Source organism: Flavobacterium sp. (assembly GCF_041392005.1).
Classification (GTDB): Bacteria; Bacteroidota; Bacteroidia; order Flavobacteriales; family Flavobacteriaceae; genus Flavobacterium.
This window is the reverse complement of record NZ_JAWKMX010000004.1, coordinates 91,314-111,419: the sequence shown is the minus strand read 5'-3', so window position 1 is coordinate 111,419 and position 20,106 is coordinate 91,314. Positions and strand designations below refer to the sequence as shown.

Sequence of the window (20,106 nt, the reverse complement as noted above, 5' to 3'; positions counted from 1 at the left end):
AATTAGGATTTGTTTTTTATGTGGTAATATAATTTTATCTTCGCATTTACGTTAAGTTTACTAAACACAAGTAATGCAATCTAAAAAACTGATTTTACTTTTTATTCTTTTTACGCTTCCAAGCTACACACAAATTGGCGGAAAGTATGTATATCAGTTTTTAAACTTAGCACAATCGCCACGCCAAGCAGCACTTGGTGGTAAAACCGTTACAATTGTAGATTACGATGTAAACCAAGCTAGCTACAATCCGGCAGTTATTAACGAAGAAATGGACAATAAACTGGCTCTAAATTACGGAAACTATTATGGCGAAGTTTCCTACGGAACAGGTGCTTATGCTTACCACTGGGATAAACATGTAATGACGTTTTATGGTGGAATTCAATATATAAATTATGGTACGTTTCAAGGTTACGACGAATTAGGTAATAGCACTGCAGATTTTACTGGAAGTGAAGCTGCTTTGTCATTTGGTTATGCTTACAATGTGCCGTGGACCGATTTTTACATGGGCGCAAATGTAAAGCTAATTTCTTCAACTTTAGAAAATTATAATTCTTGGGGTGCCGCTACCGATATAGGTTTTTTATACATTGATGAAAAAAACGATATAAACTACGGTTTAACAGTAAGAAATCTTGGGTTTCAACTAAAACCGTATGCCGAAACCAACGAAAAATTGCCACTTGCTGTAGATGCTGGAATTTCACAATTACTCGAACACGTACCTATTCGTTGGCATTTAACGCTTGAAAATTTACAAGAATGGAATATTGGGTTTTCAAATCCAAATAGAGCCGAAGAAACATTAGATGGAGAGGTTCAAGAAGAAAAGATATCGTTTTTTAATAACGCATTACGTCACGTAATTGTTGGTGCAGAATTATTCCCAGAAAAAGGTTTTAATATTCGATTAGGCTATAATTTTCGTAGAGCCGAAGAACTTCGAATTGTAGATCAACGCAATTTTTCAGGAATTTCAGTAGGCGTAGGCTTAAAATTTGGAAGAGTTCGTTTTAACTATTCGTATTCGCGTTATACACTGGCTGCAAATACAAGTTTGTTTGGTTTAATGATTGATTTAGATCGAGATTATTATCGTTAAGTATGAAAAAAATTACAATAGCAATAGACGGATTTTCATCTACTGGAAAAAGTACACTAGCAAAACAGTTAGCTAAAACGTTAGGTTATGTTTATGTAGATACTGGTGCTATGTACCGTGCCGTTACTTATTTTATAATGCAAAACAATTGGATAACACCAACCAAAATTGATAAACTAGCGATTGTAAAAAATTTAGACAAAATAAATTTGCATTTTCAATTTAATGAACAATTAGGTTACGCCGAAATGTATTTGAACAACAAAAATGTAGAAAAACAAATTCGAACACTTGAAGTTTCTCAAAATGTAAGTCGAATAGCCGAGATTTCTGAAATACGAGCAAAATTAGTGCAACAACAACAAGAAATGGGTAAAAATAAAGCAATAGTAATGGACGGAAGAGATATAGGAACTGTTGTATTTCCTAATGCTGATGTTAAACTTTTTATGACAGCATCTGCCGAAACACGTGCACAACGACGCTTTAATGAATTAGTTGAAAATGGCCAACGGGTAAGTTTTGCCGAAGTTTTAGAAAATGTACAACAACGCGATTATATTGATACACATCGCGAAGATTCGCCTCTTGTTAAAGCCGAAGATGCAATTGTAATAGATAACTCTGTTTTAACTAAAGAAGAGCAGTTTAAAGTTGTTCTCCAAATAGTAAACAAACACCTCTAAATTTATTTTTAAATATTTGTAAAACAAATAATTATTTGTACCTTTGCCAACCTTTTGGCAGGAATGGATTTTCATTAGGAATCAATTATTTATGTAAAACAACTGTTGTTGTTTTTAGCTGCATAAAAAATCCAATAAAAACGCAACATACAAATAATTTAATCAGCATGTCTGAAATTAACAAAACACAAGAAGAATTCTTAGCAAACTTTAACTGGCACAATTACGAAGAAGGAATTGATGCAGTAGATGAAAAAAACTTGCAAGAATTTGAAGATTTAGTATCAAAAACTTTCGTATCTACAGACGATCAAGAAGTAGTAGAAGGTGTAGTAGTAAGAATTACCGATAGAGATGCTATTGTTGATATTAATGCTAAATCGGAAGGTGTTATTTCTTTAAACGAATTTCGTTACAATCCTAACTTAAAAGTTGGCGATAAAGTAGAAGTTTTAATCGATATTCGTGAAGATAAAACAGGTCAATTAGTATTATCGCACAGAAAAGCAAGAGTTATTAAAGCTTGGGATAGAGTTATTGCAGCAAATGAAACTGGAGAAATTGTTAATGGTTTTGTAAAATGTAGAACAAAAGGTGGTATGATTGTAGATGTTTTCGGAATCGAAGCATTCTTACCAGGTTCACAAATTGACGTTAAACCAATTCGTGATTACGATCAATACGTAAACAAAACTATGGAATTTAAAGTGGTAAAAATTAACCACGAATTCAAAAACGTTGTTGTTTCTCATAAAGCGCTTATCGAGGCTGATATCGAAGAACAGAAAAAAGAAATTATTGGTCAATTAGAAAAAGGTCAAGTATTAGAAGGTGTAGTTAAAAACATTACTTCTTATGGTGTATTCATCGATTTAGGAGGTGTAGATGGTTTAATTCACATTACCGATTTATCTTGGTCTCGTATTAACCACCCATCTGAAGTATTAGAATTAGACCAAAAATTAAACGTTGTTATCTTAGATTTTGATGATGAGAAAACACGTATTCAATTAGGTTTAAAACAATTAAACGCACATCCTTGGGACGCTTTAGATGCTAATTTAGCAGTTGGCGACAAAGTAAAAGGAAAAGTAGTTGTTTTAGCAGATTATGGTGCTTTTATTGAAGTAGCTGAAGGTGTTGAAGGTTTAATTCACGTTTCTGAAATGTCTTGGTCAACGCATTTACGTAGCGCACAAGATTTCGTAAAAGTAGGCGATGAGGTAGAAGCGGTTATTTTAACATTAGATAGAGACGAACGCAAAATGTCGTTAGGTATTAAGCAATTAACTACCGATCCTTGGACTGATATTACAACTAAATACCCTGTAGGTTCTAAACACACAGGAACAGTTCGTAACTTTACAAACTTTGGTGTTTTCGTAGAGTTAGAAGAAGGTGTAGATGGTTTAGTATATATCTCAGATTTATCTTGGACTAAGAAAATTAAACATCCATCAGAATTTGTTAATGTAGGCGATAAATTAGACGTTGTAGTATTAGAATTAGATGTTGATGGTCGTAAATTATCATTAGGTCATAAACAAACTACAGAAAACCCTTGGGATAAACATGAAGAAGCTTTTGCTGTTGGAACTATCCACAATGGAACAATCGGAGAAATGGTTGACAAAGGTGCAACTGTAGACTTCGGTGACGATGTTGTTGCTTTTATTCCTACTCGTCATTTAGAGCAAGAAGACGGTAAAAAATTGAAAAAAGGCGATACTGCCGATTTCAAAATTATCGAGTTCAACAAAGAATTTAAAAGAGTTGTAGCTTCTCATACGGCTATTTTCCGTGAAGAAGAAGAAAAAGCAATTAAAGAAGCAGCTGAAAAAACTACCGCTAACGTAGAAAAAACTACTTTAGGCGATATTGATGCTTTAGCTGAATTAAAAGAGAAAATGGAAAAAGGAAAATAATTTTCCGTTCATTTAATCATAAAAAAATCCCGATTATAATTTATAATCGGGATTTTTCATTTTTACCTATTTAGTTTTTTTATTCAATAATCATGGCTTTTAGCTTTTCTCTATACTTTTCTAAAATTCGTATTTTAGATATGAAACCAACAAATACACCATTCTTTATTACAGGAAGTACATCTTCTTGCGAAGCATCAAACTTATCCATAATCGCATCAATACTCTCATTAAAAAAAACAATTTCTTTTGGAGGCTGCATAACTTCTTTTGTACTTGTATAACGTATTGTAAAATTTGAAAACAAAACCGATCGAATAGCATCGATATTTATAATTCCTAAAAGTTGCTTATCGTTATTCACAACAGGAAATAAAAATTGCTTGGTTTGCTGGCTAATATTATGAAGTTCAAGCAACGAGTTCGATTCGGAAATAACTTTAATATGCGTATCAATAAATTGCGAAGTTTCTAATGAATTTAGTATGTTTTTATCTTTATCATTTGTATATACATCGCCTTTATAAGCTAAATCTTTAATATCGAACGAATACGGTTCAAATCGTTTCGAAATAGCAAAGCTTATAGAAGAAACAATCATTAACGGCACCATAAGATTATAACCACTAGTAATTTCTGCAATTAAGAAAATAGCCGTTAATGGTGCGTGAAATAAACCACTTAAAATGCCAGCCATTCCTACTAATGTAAAGTTGCTAACCGAAACATTATCGGTTATTCCTATAAGGTTAATTAATTTTGCTACTACAAAGCCTAAATAGGAACCTACAAACAACGAAGGTGCAAAATTGCCACCATTTCCGCCCGAACCTAGTGTAAGTCCGGTTGCATACACCTTAATAAGCATAGTAGCGCCCACAAATGCTAGTAAAACCCACTGGTTGTTTTTAAAATCTTGTAAAATGGTATTGTTTAAAATAGTTTCAGGATGTTGATTGGCGAGTATTTTTATACTTTCGTACCCTTCGCCAAAAAGTGTAGGGAAAAAGAAAATTAGAATGGCTAAAATAGATGCTCCAAAAAAAGCTTTTTTATAGGAGCTTTTTCTTTTGTGAAACCATTTTTCTATTTTTCTAAAAGTTCGGGCATAATTTATAGAAACAAACCCCGAGAGCAAACCTAATAGAATATAATAAGGAATGTTATGATAATCGAAAACTTCGCCTTGTTTAAAATTAAGCAAAATATCTTCATTAAGTACAACAGCCGAAACCAAAGCGCCTGTTGCCGCACTTATCATAATAGGTATAAAAGCAGTAATACTAATTTCGGCTAAAACCACTTCAATAGCAAATAAAACACCCGCAATGGGTGCGTTAAAAGCGGCCGAAATTCCAGCAGCAACGCCACACGCTAAAAGTAAAATTCTATCTTTAGAACTTAAGCGGTAGTTTTGCGCATAATTACTGCCAAATGCAGCTCCTGTAACAGTAATAGGCGATTCTAAACCAGCACTTCCACCCATACCTACGGTAAATGAACTCGTAATTATTTGCGAATACATTTGTTTTCGAGGCATTATACCGCCTTTTTTAGCTATTGCATGTAAAATAGCACCCGATCCTTTTTGTATAGAACCATCTAAGAACTTTTTAATAATAAAAACCGTTAGTAAAATGCCAATTATTGGAAAAATACTATTGCTATACGGCAGGTGCAAAAAACTGTCTAAATATTGCGCGAAATTATAAACCGAATGCGCAAAAAACTTTAATACAATTACGGCTAAAGCTGATGAAATACCAACAAGCACACACGAAACATAAATAAATTGCCGCGGTGTAATTAACGATTTTATTAAAAATAAAAACTGTTCAAATCGTTTAAAAGTTTTATACAAAAAACGAACAATTTTATTTTTTTTTCTAGTAGGCATTGTGTCAATTTCAAATAAAAAACAAAGTTACTTTTAATTGAAATGCTACCCAAGTTCTTTTAGTTTTTCTTTGCACATTTTTTCTATTTCAACCATAAATTCAAAAAATTCACTTTCAAATTCTAAGTAAAACTCTTGTACTTCACTTATCGCTTCACTCATGTCTATTGTATAGTTTATTCTGCGACTCATTTGCCATAAAATGGTTTGTAAACCATCTAAAGTAACATACGATTCTAACCAATTTTGATCAATCATAAATGGAACTAATCGTTGTGTTTTTACAGGTAAAAGTGAACTGTTTTTCGAAATAGATTGATAAAAACGCAATACAAAATCAGATAAATTTTCAGTTGAAAACCGATTCCAATTTTTAGCCAAATAGTGGTCATAAACTACATCCATAATAATACCCGAGTAATGCCCGTATTTTTTATGTAACCGATGTTTACTTTTTCTGTATATTTCATTGGTATCGGTAAACGAATCAATGGCTCGGTGTAGTAAAATTCCCTTTTGTAAATCGCCAGTGTACTCTAAATAGTTATTCCCTTTTATACTATCGGCCATAAAATTGCCAATTTTGAGCATTTCGTTGTCGCCAGATAAATAGATGTGTGCCAAAAAATTCATTATTTAAAACTTAAAATGCTAGTAGTTTAAAGGTCAATTAGTATATTTGTTTGCAATTTAAAATTTAAAATTCATAACGCATAATTTATATGACATTAATAAAATCAATTTCAGGAATTCGTGGAACAATTGGCGGAAACGTAGGCGATAATTTAACACCAGTAGATGCGGTAAAATTTGCTTCGGCTTACGGAATGTTTTTAAAACAAGCAAAACCAAACAAGCGATTAAAAGTTTGCATTGGTCGCGATGCTCGAATTTCGGGTCCAATGATTCATAATTTAGTAGTGAATACTTTAATAGGTTTAGGAATTGATGTTATTGATTTAGGACTTTCTACAACACCAACCGTTGAAGTTGCCGTACCACTTGAACAAGCCGATGGCGGTATTATTCTTACGGCTTCGCATAATCCAAAACAGTGGAATGCGCTAAAATTGTTAAACGAAAAAGGCGAATTTTTAAGTGGCGCCGATGGTGCTATAATTTTAGAAATTGCCGAAAAGGAAGCGTTCGATTTTGTTGAGGTAGATAATTTAGGCGAAATTACTGAAAATGATGCGTATATGGATATTCACATTGATGAAGTGCTAAATTTACCTTTGGTCGATGTAAATGTTGTTAAACAAAAGAAATTTAAAGTTGTAGTTGACGGTGTAAATTCGTCGGGCGGTATTATTATTCCTAAAGTTTTAGAGCAAATGGGAGTAGAGGTTGTAAAATTGTATTGCGAACCTAACGGGCATTTTCCGCACAATCCAGAACCATTGAAAGAGCATTTGGGCGATATTTGTAAATTGGTTGTTGAAGAAAAAGCCGATTTCGGAATTGTAGTAGATCCTGATGTAGATCGTTTAGCGTTTATTTCAAACGATGGAGAAATGTTTGGCGAAGAATATACTTTGGTTGCCATTGCCGATTATGTATTGAGCAAAACACCAGGAAATACGGTTTCAAATATGTCGTCTTCTCGCGCATTGCGCGATATTACCGAAAAACATAACGGAAGTTACCAAGCTAGTGCTGTAGGCGAAGTAAACGTGGTAGAATTAATGAAGAAAACCAATGCCGATATTGGTGGCAAAGGCAATGGCGGAATTATTTACCCAGAAATTCATTATGGTCGCGATGCGGTTGTAGGTGTATATTCTTAACGTATTTAGCCAATCAAGAAAAAACGGTGGCCGAGTTACGTGCCAGTTATCCGCAGTATTTTATGAGTAAAAATAAAATTGAGTTAACACCACAAATTGATGTAGATAACGTTTTAAAAACAATTGAAACCAATTATAAATCTGAAAATTGTACTACAATTGATGGCGTAAAAATCGATTTTCCTACCGAATGGGTACATCTTCGTAAATCGAATACCGAACCAATAATTCGTATTTATACCGAAGCACCAACACAAAAAGAAGCCGATGCTTTAGCCAAACGTTTTGTTAGCGAATTAAAAACTATTGCTGGAATTTAAATTTTTAATTTAATGTCCAAATTATAGCTTTTTCTTTAGTTGCTCTAAAAATAGTTGTATGTTTCTCTGAAGGTTCATCAGCATATTTCCATTTTAAATTCGGATAATTTTCATTTTTTAAAATAGCAGACAATTCATTTGTATAAGGCGAAATATCGGTTGCGCTAGAACCAGCAAACCAAAGTTTTCATTTAAAGGAAACTTTTTTAAATGCTCATTTGCTTTGCGAACCAAATAATGATTGTTCCACCACAGCGATGGGTCAAATGCTATGTAATTATCAAACATTTCAGGTTCTAAAAAAAAGGTTTCCATAACAAAAACCCCGATAACGACTCGCCAATAATACTTTCATTTGTTATACGGTAGCGTTTGGCTATTTCAGCAAAAAGTTCATTTTTAATAAAAGCTCTAAAATTTTCAGATCCGCCAATAACTGGTGCAATTTCTTTGTCTTTTTCAACTTCGGTAAAACCACTTAAATCTCTTCGTCTTTCGGTATTTTCTATACCTACTAAAATTATAGGTTTAATTTTGTTTTCTTGTATAAGTTCTGCCAATGTATTCGCTATATGAGGAAAATCTTCTTTTATACCACCATCGGCCATATACATAACGGGTAAAGAATCTAGACTTGTGGTATAGTTTGTAGGCGTCCATACATTAATAATACGTTTTTCATGTACCAGTTCCGATTGTAACGTAAATGTATCGTGTTTAGGAATAATATCTACAGTTTGCGATGTTTTTGAACAACTGGTAAAAATTACTGTTGCTACAAATAGTGTATAAATTATATTTTTCATGGTTCTATTATAATTTAAATTTGAATTGAAATATTTTAATACGAATATAAAAAATAATTGGAAAGTTAAAATATTAAAAATTTAAACGATTAGTTTTATAACTTTCAACAAAATTATATATTTGCTGTCCTTAAATAAAAAATATGAGTGTTCAAAAAATATTAGCCATTTCTGGCAAGCCAGGTTTATACGAGTTAAAATTGCAAACCCGTACAGGCTTTGTAGCCGAGTCGTTATTAGATGGAAAACGAATTACAGTAGGAATGCGTAGCAACGTTAGTTTACTTTCTGAAATTGCAGTTTATACGTATTCGGAAGAAATTCGTTTGTTCGATGTTTTTAAAGCTATTGCAACTAAAGAAAATGACGGATTAGCAATTTCTCACAAAGAAAACGACGATAAATTACGATCGTACTTTAGAGAAATTTTACCCGAGTTTGATGAAGATAGAGTATATACATCAGATATTAAAAAAGTACTAAATTGGTACAATACCTTACAACCAAAAGGTTTGGTAACGGTTGAAGCTTTATCGAAAGAAGACGCTAAAGAAGAAACAGCCGAGTAATACTTAGTAATTATATGTCAAAATCCTGCGTTTTAAATGCGGGATTTTTTATTTACATTTTTACCTTTACCTGTTAACTAAACTTGTTTCAGTTTTTAACTATAAATTTTTAAAATGAACTCACGCCAACAACAACTCCAAGCCTTTGATAGATTGTTAACTATTATGGACGATTTACGTGAGAAATGTCCTTGGGATAAAAAGCAAACTTTAGAAAGTCTTCGCCATTTAACTATTGAAGAAACATACGAACTGGGCGATGCCATTCTCGATAATAATTTGCAAGAAATTAAAAACGAATTAGGCGATTTGTTGTTGCATATTGTGTTTTATGCCAAAATAGGTAGCGAAAGTAACGATTTTGACATAGCCGATGTAGCCAATGCTATTTGCGATAAATTAATAGAAAGACATCCGCATATTTATGGCGATGTAGTGGTAGCAAATGAAGAAGAAGTAAAGCAAAACTGGGAAAAACTAAAATTAAAAGAAGGAAAAAAATCGGTTTTAGAAGGCGTGCCTAAAAGTTTGCCAGCATTAGTAAAAGCAAGCCGTATTCAAGATAAAGTAAAAGGCGTAGGTTTCGATTGGGAAGAGCCGCACCAAGTTTGGGATAAAGTACAAGAAGAGTTACAAGAACTACAAGTAGAAGTAGAAAATAACAATCAAGATAAAATTGAAGCTGAGTTTGGTGATGTTTTATTTTCGATGATTAATTATGCTCGATTTTTGAAAGTAAACCCTGAAGATGCCTTAGAACGTACCAATAAAAAATTCATGAAGCGCTTTATGTATTTAGAAAGTAAAGCTTCCGAACTAGGAAAACCTTTAGCTGATATGACTTTAGCTGAAATGGATGTATTTTGGGAAGAAGCGAAAAAACTTTAGTGAATTTATTGATTTGTTTATTTGGTTATTTGGTTATTCGAAGAATTCAAATTAACAAAAAACAGATTAACATATTAACATATAAACATGTACTACGCAGTAATTTTCACATCAACACGAACAGAAATAGAAGAGGGCTATGTTGAAATGGCAATTAAGATGGTGGAATTAGCAAAAGAACAACCCGGTTTTTTAGGAATGGAAAGTGCACGAAATGAAATAGGAATAACCGTTTCCTATTGGGAAAGTTTAGAAGCTATAAAATCTTGGAAAGCAAACACAGAACATCTTTTAGCTCAAGAAAAAGGAAAATCGACGTGGTACAAAAACTATAAAGTTAGAATTGCAAAAGTGGAGCGAGAATATGAGTTTTGATTTACACTGAAACGAAAACACTAACTTCGGTATCAATTTCTAGCTTTTCTTTTTTACGAATAGCAGCTTTTAGTGGAAGTAAATAGGTTTTAGCCTTAGAATCAAACCAAATAGCTGTTTCCCATTCGGTAGTGTTAATTTTTGCTGTTGCTTTTAATCGACCCCAACCTTCTTCTTGCCATTGTAACAATTTTCTAATTTCTGATGAAATTTCAACTGGTAAAGAAATAAAATACCATCCGCCTTTTTCCATTTTGTACTGCCACACTTTTCCTATGAATTGATATTTTATTTTTCCTTGCATAATAAATTATAAACCCCAAGCTTTCACTTGGGGTTTGGTATTAAATTTCTCTTAATTTGTTAAGTTTTTCTTTCCACAATTTTAATTCTTCCTTGTGGCGTTCAATATTTTTTTGAACTTCTTTTAAAAGTGGATTATCTTTTTTAGCATTCGTAATAAACTGAATGTTATTTTCTAATTGAAAAATTTCGTTTTGAACTTCGTCTATTTTTTTACGAATAAAAAACTGTTCTTTTTCTATAGCTCTTTCGTTGTCATTTTCAACCCATTGCTCTAATTTGGCATCAAACTTCATTAACTCGGTGTCTTTTTTAGATAGGCTAAGTTTTTCAAATAAGGCGTCGAGCACTTTATTAAACTTTCCTTCAATATGACGGCGATTATGAGGCACTCTGCCTAATCCTTTCCAAGTTTCTATATGCGCTTTAATTGCATCTAAATCGGTTTTATGATTACCAGTAAGTTCAAATTCTTTTAGTTCAACTAAAAACTCTTTTTTCTTATCAAATGCTTCAATTTCTTCTTTGTTTTCGGCATTTCGTACAGTGTGAAGTCGGTCGAAATAGTGGTTGCAAGCGTTTTTAAACTCTTTCCAAATTTTATCGGAAAATTTTCTTGGCACATGACCAATTTTTTTCCAATCTTCTTGTATTTGTTTCATTATAGGCGTAACACTCGCAAAATCGTCGCTATCTTTTAACGATTCTGCTTGCGCTACAAGCGCCATTTTTTTGTTTAAATTTTCTTGTTGCTCGTGTTTAATATTTTTGTAAAAATTATTTTTCTTACTATTAAAACCGCGAACAGCTGTTTTAAACTTATCCCAAGTTTGCTCGTTTACTTCTACTGGAACACGGCCTGCTTTAAAAAATTGTTCGCGTAGTGCTTCCATTTTTTTAATTTGGTTTTGCCAGCCGTTGTGCGAGTTTATAGGCTCTTCGCCTAGCGCAATAATAGCTTCAATTATAGTGTTTTTAGCTACTAAATTTTCGCTTTCTCGTTCGCGAGCTGCACCAAAATAAGCTTCGCGTTTGTCGTGCATTTGTTTGGTAATGTCGCTAAATTCGTTCCATATAGCTTCGCGATGTTCTCTATCTACAGGGCCAATTTCTTCTTTCCATACACGGTGTAACAATTGTAATTCTCTAAACGCTTTTAGTGTGTCGTTCTCGTTAAGCAATTCTTTTGCACGTGCAATAATGCCTTGTTTTTCCTCTAAATTAAGTTTAAAATCTTGGTCGCGCGCTTCTTTATCTAAATGAATTAAATCGTAAAAACGTTCAATATGAAAATGATAATTGTTCCAAACAATGTTGTATTTATCTCGTGGAATTGCACCGGCTACTTTCCATTGATCTCTAATTTCGTTTAAGCGCTTAAACATATCGGCAATAGAAAGATTTTCATCGGTATTATCGACTAATGCTTTTAACTCTTCAATTAGTTCGTTGCGTTTGTTTAAATTGCCCTTTAAATTTTTTTGTAACTGATTATAGTGTTGATTGCGTTTGTCTTTGTAATCGGTGTAAGCTTCTTCAAATTTATGTTTTAATGGAAAATCGTATTCAAACGTAGCATTTTCATCGGTATTGTTTTCGTTAAATTCATCACGTTTTTCATCGATAAGATGATGATAATGATTCATAAACGCTTTCCGAATTTCTTCTACATGATCTTTTATAGCCATTACCTTATGGTTGTTAATTAGTTTTTCTAATTCTGAAACTAATTTTTCCATTGGCATAGACTCATAATCTTCCATAGGTATATTATGCTTGTCTTTAATAGAGTCGTCTTCGTTTTCTTCTGCATTAGAATTATCAATTTCATCTTGAGCAGATTGGTTTTGCGCCACAACGTTTTCTTGCGATTCTATTTGTTCTTGTCCGTCTGCTTCTTGCAGGTTATCATTCTTTTCTTCTAACATTGTAAAATGTTTAAGGTTACTATAATTTTATATGCCGAAGATACTAAAGCCACTTGATATTTCAAAAAAAAACTACTAAATCTGCTATTTTTTTAGGGAATTAATAAATTGCAGATTATAACGAGTACATTTTTAGTAATTTTTTACCTATAGTGCATTTAGAAGCTAAAAGTTATTAAACGACGACGTTAATTCGAGTAATTTTTCGTAGTAAAGCCAAGAAAAATTGTATCGAGAAGTATTAAATTGTAAGTTCTCGATACATTTCGTAGATAATTTTGCATAAAATTTATCTAAGAAATACTCGAACTGACGAAATAAACAAATAAAATTTTCTAAATGCACTACGGATTATTTTTTTTGATAAGAAAATTATTTATTCCAAATTTTCCATGATTTTTCGGCTTGAAAAACAAGCATTTCGTAACCATTTTTAATAGTTGCACCATTGGCTTTTGCTTGTTTTAAAAATGTTGTTTCATCGGGGTTGTAAATTAAATCGAAAGCAATATGTTGGGTTGTAAACAAGCTATAATTTAATGGCGGACAATTTGAAATATTAGGAAAAGTGCCTAGTGGAGTAGTGTTAATAATAATTTGGTAATCGTTAAATATTTCGGTGTTTAGCTCATCGTAAGCCAATTCATATTCTGAAGGGTTTCGTGAAACAAAATCGTATTCAATTTTTAATTCTCGTAGGGCATAAGCAACTGCTTTGCTTGCGCCACCAGTTCCTAAAATTAATGCTTTTTTATGATGTTTTTTCAGTAATGGTTTTAATGCTTTTTTAAACCCGTAATAATCAGTATTATAGCCTTTTAGGGTTTTGTTTTTAGTAATTTTAATGGTGTTAACAGCACCAATTTTTTGTGCTGTTTTTGATAGTTTATCTAAATATGGAATAACCGTAACTTTATATGGAATGGTTATGTTTAAACCACGTAAATTTTTATTTTTTGCAATTATTTTTGGAAAATTTTCAATTGAGTTGCAATCAAAGTTTAGATATTCGCAATTATCAAAATGAAATTGGGAAAACTTATTACTAAAATAATGTTTTGAAAAAGAATATGAAATATTTTGTCCGACTAAGCCATATTTCAATTGCTTTTTTGCTTTTTTCATTTGGTTTATTTTTTTCCGATTCTTACGGCTACTTTTTCAAGAATAAAAATAATAAGAAAGCCAACTATTGCTAAAAGTATAGCCATTGCAATCTTTGGTTCGCCATTAAAATATTGTGGTAAAATGCTTTTCTCAATAAAAGGAACGGTTTTTCCATGGCTATCGATTCTGGTTTCTAAAACTTGTTTCCAAGGCCATATTTTATTTAAAGAACCTATCATAAAGCCAATTAATAAAGCCAAAGTTGTGTTTTTATGATGCGAAAACATCCATTTTAAAACTTTTGAAAATAATTTTAAACCTAAAATAGCGCCAATTGCAAATACGCCTAATTTTAATAAGGCTTGTGCTAAAATTTCGACATTTAATTGTGTTAAACCTTCTCGAAACTGATTTATAGTTCCAATAACAGATTGGTACGAGCCTAATAAGAGTAAAATGAAAGCACCAGAAACACCAGGTAAAATCATAGCAATTATGGCTAAAAAGCCTGATAAAAATAAGAAAGGTAAACTGTCTGGTGTTTGTGTGGGTTGTGCAATTGTGATGTAATATGAAATGAAAGTTCCTATGCTTAATGCAACAATTGCTTTAGGCGACCATTTTGTAATTTCTTTCCAAATAAATACAATACTAGCAATGACTAAACCAAAGAAGAACGACCAGACTAAAATAGGCTGCGTGGCTAATAAATGTGTAATTACTTTTGAAAATGTTAATACGCTAATTCCAATTCCAGTGAGTAAGGCTAAAAGAAAGTTTCCGTTTAGTGCAGCCCAAGTTGCTTTTAATCCATTTTTTCGTAGATTTTTTAGAGTATCAAAATTAACTCGGTTAATACTGTCGAGCAGTTCTTCGTATATGCCAGAAATAAATGCAATTGTTCCGCCAGAAACACCAGGTACAACATCGGCAGCACCCATTGCCATTCCTTTTAGGGTAATTAATAAATAGTCGGGAAAAAGTTTTCTCATAGGTTAAAAAAATCAAGCTAAATATACTTTAGAACGATTGTATTTATATTATGTAAAGGTTAATTTTTGAAATTTTTAATTTTATCTTGCACTTCGACTAATTGCCAAACTGAAGGAAAAAAATACTGTATAAAGGTATGATTGTGATAGTTTAAACGCAAACCATTGGCTAAGTGAAAGCTTCCTTTTTCTATTTCGTTAATCAAATAATACAAACCTGCTAATCGATATTCTAATTCGTATTCTTCAGGAAAAACATCGGATGCTTGTAGTAGTATATCAATAGCATTTTCAAATTCGCCTGTATATTGAAGCGTATCTGCCCAAAGTATGAAAGTGTCTAAGTTAATATCGCCATTTTCGAATGCTTTTCGGTAGCCTAATTCGGCTTCTTCATAAAAATGCAAGGCTTGGTTAATAGCGGCATAACGTTTCCAATAATACGTATTAGTATCGTCAATTCCTAATGCTTTATTTACATAATATAAAGCTTTTCGATAATTTTTTTCGGTAATGTAAAAATCGGTAATAGCAATCCAACCTTTATCTAAAAGCGGATCTTCGTGAACTGTTTTATGGTAAAATTCTAATGCTTTTTCTTTGTTTCCTAATTTTAAATAGCATCTTCCCATTCGCAATAGTGCAAACGAAGTAACATCGTCTAATTCTGTAGTTATGGTATAAGCTGTTATGGCTTCTTCATAGCGTTTTAATTTTTCGTATGCTTTTGCTTTTTCCATATAAGCGCCTAAAAAAGTATCGTCTATAAGCGTAGCATAATCGAAAGCCCAAACTGCTTTTTCGTATTTTTTTAGTGTGTAAAATTGGCGCCCAAGTTGGTGCCAAGCCACTTCGCTATAAGGATTTTTATCGATAAATTTTTCTAAGTATTCAATCGCTTTTTCATTTTGGTCTAGAAAATCAAAACAATAAACCACGTTATAAAGAGCAGAATAATCGAGTTCATCAATTTCTAAACATAGAATAAAATAGTCTTTAGCTTTTTCTAAATCGTCCATAAATAAATATTCCATTCCTATCATAGAATAAATATCGGCTAAATCATCAGTATATTTTAGGGCAGTTTGTAACGAGTGTATGGCTTTTTCGTGTTGGTCGCGCTTTGAAAATATATTAGCTTGCTGAATGTAAATTTCTTCGTTAGTGGGTTCTATTGCAAAAAGTTCGGTTAGTAATTTTTCGGCTAGTTCTAGCTTATCTTCATAAATAAGCATTTCTACTTGTACCAATTTTATTCCAGTAGATTTTGGATGTTGTTCTAAGCCAATTTTTAAGGCTCTTTTGGCTAAATTTATTCTTCCCGTATCCATATAATGAAGTATAATTCCTTCAAATTCATCTGAATCGAAAAAGAAAACTTTGTTGGTTTTTAGCATCGATTCAAATTTTGATAACGAAAGGCTGTTGTCGTCTTCATCAAAACTCATTTTCATCTTTACAAAATATTTTAAATTATGGAAGATGGAATGCCCATTTTGAACATCTTCGGTGGTTTCGTAATTATAGTAATGGGCATTTCATAGCTTTCAATTTTACAGTTTACCACTTAATAAAGGTAAGAATTTTAACACGGTTTCATTCGTAAGAAACCAATTGTTTTAAACAATTTAATTAACAATTTTTGATTTTGGATAAAAGGTTTTATTTAATTTTATATACTTTAGAATCATTAAACTATACTATTTAATACGTCAATAATAATGCCACAACCTTTTTTTATTTCTTCTTTTGAAATAGTTAGTGGTGGCGTTATGCGTATGGCTTTTTCTTCAAATAATAACCAAAATAAAATTAACCCACGTTTATGGCATTCTAAAATAACGCGGTTGGTAATATCGGCACTTGGTGTCATGGCGGCTAACATTAAGCCTTTTCCTCTAATTTCTTTTATAAGTGGATGAACTAAAAGTTCTCTAAATACTTGTTCTTTTTCTAATGCTTTTTGCATTAAGTTAGTTTCGGTAACTTCTTGCAAAGTTGCTAAGGATGCTGCTGCAATAACTGGATGACCACCAAAAGTGGTAATGTGGCCTAATTTTGGATCATGACTTAACAAATCCATCATTTCGGCTGAAGCTGTAAAAGCCCCAACGGGCATTCCGCTTGCCATACCTTTTCCCATAACAACAACATCGGGAACGATATCGTAGTTTTGAAAACCAAATAATTTACCTGTTCGCCCAAAACCAGGTTGGATTTCGTCTAAAATCATAACTGCACCAACTTCGGTACATCGTTGACGGATTTTTTTCAAAAAATCGTTTTCTGGTTGGATAAATCCTGCGCCACCTTGTATGGTTTCTAAAATGACACCCGCTGTTTTTGTAGTAATCTTTTCTAAATCAGCCTCGTTGTTGAAAGTAATAAAATCGACATCGGGTATAAGCGGACGAAAAACTTGTTTACGTTCTTCAAACCCCATAACGCTCATGCTGCCCATCGTATTACCATGATAAGCATTATGGCACGAAATTAATTGGCTACGCCCAGTAACTCTACGAGCCAATTTTAAAGCGCCTTCAATGGCTTCGGTTCCAGAATTTACTAGATACGTTTTATTTAAAGGTTCCGGTAGGAGAGAAGCTAATAGTTTGCAAAACTCGGTTGCGGGTTGTTGGGCGTATTCGCCATAAACCATTACGTGCGAATATTTATCGAGTTGTGCTTTTATGGCGTCGTTTACTCGCTTTGGTTGATGCCCTAAAGTATTTGCGGAAACGCCTGCAACGAAATCTAAATAAGCATAATTATCAGTATCGTAAATGTAACTTCCTTCGGCTTTTGATATTGCTATTGCTAGCGGGTGTGGCGATGTTTGGGCTTGGTATTTAAAAAAGTCGTTAAGCATTTTTTAGTAAAGAGTGATTAGTGAAGAGTAATTAGTAAAGTTAATATTTACTATTATTATAATCTGTTATTTGTCGAAACGGTTATTAGATAAATATTTTATTATTTCATCTGTTGTCATTTTAGAGAAATCAATTAAATTTTGTTTTTTAGTTCCCAAATAAAATTCAACATCATAATCATTTATGTAATCATTAGTTTTAAGCGAACCATAATTTAGAATTATTTTGGTGTTCAAACTATTTTTATATAAACTATCTATAATTTTTTCATTAATATTAAGATTGCTTTTATTGTGAAGTTTAAGTGTTTGATGTTTAAAAAAATTATGAACTAATTTTATATAATCGTCATTGTTGTCTAATCCCTTAATAGAAAATTTGCTAAATAAAAAAGGCTTATAAAAATAATATTCTTTATCAGAAAAAGGGAAGACTTCTTTGTTATGTTTGAGTTGTAAATAATTGATTATTTCTTTATTAAATAATAAGCTGTCAATTGCTTGTGAATTATAACCTTTACCTAAAAGATAACCTTTTTTATCAAATAATAAATCACGTTCAATACCTGTAGAAAGTTTATTTTTGAACGTTACATGATTAATTTTAATTTGTTTGAGTCTATTATTAGATACTCTAAATTTATAAGGAATAAAAATGACAATGCTATCATTACCTTCAAAAGAGGAATAAGGAGCAATTTTAATAGGAATGTTATTTTCGACTTCAAGTTGTTCAACTTGTATGGCTGGTTTTATATAAAAATAGATGATTACAATTATTACTATTATTAAAATGAATATTAAAAATTTCAAGATTTTTTTCATAATTGTATAATACTAATGAATAGTTACTAATCACTAATCACTCTTCACTAATTACTTTTCACTTTTATTCTTTTCATCATATTCCAAAGTTTCAGGCAAAACTTCCATTGGCGTTTCGTTTTCTTCGGCTTTTTGTTTGGCTTCTATTTGAATTTGTTTGTCGAGTTCTAATTCTTCTTCGGGAAAAATGTCGTTTTTCGATTTAATACGTTCATCGCCACGCCAAGTAAATCCTCTTAATTTTCTGGCGTTTTCTGGAAATTCGTCTTCTGGATATAAGTTACTTTCTACATCTTTGTAAGCTGTAACGGTTTCAATTTGATTATCGGTAATTTGTAAATTTATTTTACTACACTTTTTCTTATCTATTCCTATAAGTTCATTGTCTTCGGAATACATATAATAGATAGATTCGGTGTTTTTTATAATGTCAACTTCACGAAGTTTATTGTCTTCAAATCTACCGTATAAATTTTGACCTTTCATTTGGTTGTAGCCATTTTTGCTTAATGTGTCTTTTTGAATTAAAAACGCGTTATTAAGTACTTTTAACGAATCGAGTTTTTCGGTTTTGTTATTTCCTATTAGGTGCATAATATCGCCAGTCATTTGGTTGTCGTTGTTCCAAACTACAGGATTTCCAATAAGTTTTGTTAGCGCCGTTTTATTGTTAGAGTGTATAGAATCGCATTTTCCACTCATATCGGTTTTGTAAAAACGAACGTTGTTAAAAGCACGAATAACCCTGTCTTCTGGAGGTCCGGTAACTAACATTTTTTTTCCGTGCATATAAAGAGAATCGCCTTCAACTTTAGTTATTACAAGTGCTTTTTTGGTAAGAATAATAGAATCTTTTCGGGTTTGAGCATTGCGCCATAATTCGGCATAATGTCCTTTTGCTACCATATTGTTTAAGGTGTCGGTAATTTTTACATTGTTTATTCCTTTTGAAAAATTTTTGTTTCTATCGTAAAAAAGTTCGTCGCCTTCTATAATTTTATTATCGTAGTAAATTTTGGAGTTCTTTTTAAGAATACCTGTATTTCGTTTTGTATCGTAAAATCCGTTTTCGGTATAAATTACATTTCCTTGATTGTAAATGTTTGATGGTCCAAAAACGTAGGCATGCCCCGAGTTTTCGTAATAATCTAACCTATTGGTTTCTATTTTCGCTTTAGGATTTGTAACAACTACGCGTGTAGTAAATTGGTACATTTTGGCATTAACATAATATTTACCCGATCTACTTTTTAGCGTATTTTCTTTATTTACAATAGTTCCAGAATTATTATAAAATGCCATTTGCCTAGCTTTGTCATAATAAATGGTATCGGTTGTTAATGTAGATTCTGGCGAACGCAGTAGCACATTTCCTGTTGCAATGGCTAATTCTTTTTTTCCATCGTATTCGGCATATTGACTATTTAATGTAATGCTATCGCCTTGGTTAATACGCACATTTCCAAAGGCTTTTACGTAATTTTCTTTATCAAAATAGTATGCTTTATTACAATTAATTATAACGCCTTTATGTACTACTTCTACATTTCCTGTAAATACTGTTGCGCCAGGTATTTCATCTTCATTTCTATCGACAAAATCGTTTTTTACAATTTTTATAGTATTCGTGTTTTCTTCTTCTTGCGAGTGTGCAAATTGCACACCAAACAATAGAATTATAAGGTATAAAATTACTTTTTTCAATTCAGTTTTATTTTAAG

At 32.0% G+C, this 20,106-nt stretch carries 16 protein-coding genes and 2 pseudogenes; 7 read left to right on the top strand and 11 right to left on the bottom strand.

What is annotated here, in order from left to right; translation table 11 throughout:
- Positions 1-73 precede the first annotated feature (73 nt).
- The 3 genes from porQ to rpsA all read left to right on the top strand — a co-directional run bounded on the left by porQ (position 74) and on the right by rpsA (position 3,719).
- Positions 74-1,108 (top strand): type IX secretion system protein PorQ, encoded by a 1,035-nt coding sequence (gene porQ / locus R2808_RS03990; RefSeq protein ID WP_371269663.1) that lies wholly within the window; start codon positions 74-76, stop codon positions 1,106-1,108.
- Between the two features lie 2 nt (positions 1,109-1,110).
- Positions 1,111-1,794, top strand: a complete 684-nt coding sequence (gene cmk, locus R2808_RS03985; protein WP_371269662.1) for a (d)CMP kinase — start codon at positions 1,111-1,113, stop codon at positions 1,792-1,794.
- 167 nt (positions 1,795-1,961) lie between these two features.
- Entirely contained in the window at positions 1,962-3,719 is a 1,758-nt protein-coding gene (gene rpsA / locus R2808_RS03980; protein ID WP_371269661.1) for a 30S ribosomal protein S1, read from the top strand.
- A 79-nt stretch (positions 3,720-3,798) separates the two neighbouring features.
- Here the strand turns inward: rpsA and R2808_RS03975 are convergent, their stop codons facing one another.
- Together R2808_RS03975 and R2808_RS03970 are read right to left on the bottom strand one after the other, a co-directional pair.
- Positions 3,799-5,616 carry a chloride channel protein gene (locus tag R2808_RS03975; protein ID WP_371269660.1) on the bottom strand — a complete coding sequence of 606 codons (1,818 nt, stop codon included), beginning with the start codon at positions 5,614-5,616 and terminating at the stop codon, positions 3,799-3,801.
- A 45-nt stretch (positions 5,617-5,661) separates the two neighbouring features.
- A complete protein-coding gene (locus R2808_RS03970; protein ID WP_371269659.1) occupies positions 5,662-6,249 on the bottom strand; it encodes an ACP phosphodiesterase in 588 nt (195 codons plus the stop codon).
- A gap of 89 nt (positions 6,250-6,338) precedes the next feature.
- On the opposite strand from R2808_RS03970, the pseudogene glmM reads away from it, so the two are divergent.
- Positions 6,339-7,723: pseudogene (glmM, locus tag R2808_RS03965) on the top strand (phosphoglucosamine mutase).
- A 4-nt stretch (positions 7,724-7,727) separates the two neighbouring features.
- Here the strand turns inward: glmM and R2808_RS03960 are convergent.
- A pseudogene (locus R2808_RS03960) lies at positions 7,728-8,529 on the bottom strand (alpha/beta hydrolase).
- 143 nt (positions 8,530-8,672) lie between these two features.
- On the opposite strand from R2808_RS03960, the gene R2808_RS03955 reads away from it, so the two are divergent.
- From R2808_RS03955 to R2808_RS03945, 3 genes are all read left to right on the top strand, one after another.
- The gene (locus tag R2808_RS03955) at positions 8,673-9,098 is read left to right on the top strand and encodes a DUF5606 domain-containing protein (protein ID WP_371269658.1); all 426 of its coding nucleotides are present in this window, start codon (positions 8,673-8,675) and stop codon (positions 9,096-9,098) included.
- Positions 9,099-9,212: 114 nt separating this feature from the next.
- Positions 9,213-9,986 carry a nucleoside triphosphate pyrophosphohydrolase gene (mazG, locus tag R2808_RS03950; RefSeq protein WP_371269657.1) on the top strand — a complete coding sequence of 258 codons (774 nt, stop codon included), beginning with the start codon at positions 9,213-9,215 and terminating at the stop codon, positions 9,984-9,986.
- Positions 9,987-10,073: 87 nt separating this feature from the next.
- The gene (locus tag R2808_RS03945) at positions 10,074-10,361 is read left to right on the top strand and encodes an antibiotic biosynthesis monooxygenase (RefSeq protein ID WP_371269656.1); all 288 of its coding nucleotides are present in this window, start codon (positions 10,074-10,076) and stop codon (positions 10,359-10,361) included.
- 1 nt (position 10,362) lies between these two features.
- On the opposite strand, the gene R2808_RS03940 is transcribed toward R2808_RS03945, so the two are convergent.
- From R2808_RS03940 to R2808_RS03905, 8 genes are all read right to left on the bottom strand, one after another.
- Complete coding sequence (locus R2808_RS03940) at positions 10,363-10,665, bottom strand: DUF1905 domain-containing protein (protein ID WP_371269655.1); 303 nt, start codon at positions 10,663-10,665, stop codon at positions 10,363-10,365.
- Positions 10,666-10,705: 40 nt separating this feature from the next.
- Positions 10,706-12,592 (bottom strand): DUF349 domain-containing protein, encoded by a 1,887-nt coding sequence (locus R2808_RS03935; RefSeq protein ID WP_371269654.1) that lies wholly within the window; start codon positions 12,590-12,592, stop codon positions 10,706-10,708.
- Between the two features lie 372 nt (positions 12,593-12,964).
- A complete protein-coding gene (locus R2808_RS03930; protein WP_371269653.1) occupies positions 12,965-13,717 on the bottom strand; it encodes a shikimate dehydrogenase in 753 nt (250 codons plus the stop codon).
- A 5-nt stretch (positions 13,718-13,722) separates the two neighbouring features.
- Positions 13,723-14,691 (bottom strand): DUF368 domain-containing protein, encoded by a 969-nt coding sequence (locus R2808_RS03925; RefSeq protein ID WP_371269652.1) that lies wholly within the window; start codon positions 14,689-14,691, stop codon positions 13,723-13,725.
- A gap of 59 nt (positions 14,692-14,750) precedes the next feature.
- Positions 14,751-16,145, bottom strand: a complete 1,395-nt coding sequence (locus R2808_RS03920; RefSeq protein ID WP_371269651.1) for a tetratricopeptide repeat protein — start codon at positions 16,143-16,145, stop codon at positions 14,751-14,753.
- Between the two features lie 236 nt (positions 16,146-16,381).
- On the bottom strand, positions 16,382-17,560 hold the full coding sequence (locus tag R2808_RS03915; protein ID WP_371269650.1) for an aspartate aminotransferase family protein: 1,179 nt from the start codon (positions 17,558-17,560) through the stop codon (positions 16,382-16,384).
- A 66-nt stretch (positions 17,561-17,626) separates the two neighbouring features.
- Positions 17,627-18,385, bottom strand: a complete 759-nt coding sequence (locus tag R2808_RS03910; RefSeq protein ID WP_371269649.1) for a hypothetical protein — start codon at positions 18,383-18,385, stop codon at positions 17,627-17,629.
- A 51-nt stretch (positions 18,386-18,436) separates the two neighbouring features.
- Complete coding sequence (locus R2808_RS03905) at positions 18,437-20,089, bottom strand: OstA-like protein (protein ID WP_371269648.1); 1,653 nt, start codon at positions 20,087-20,089, stop codon at positions 18,437-18,439.
- Positions 20,090-20,106 lie beyond the last annotated feature (17 nt).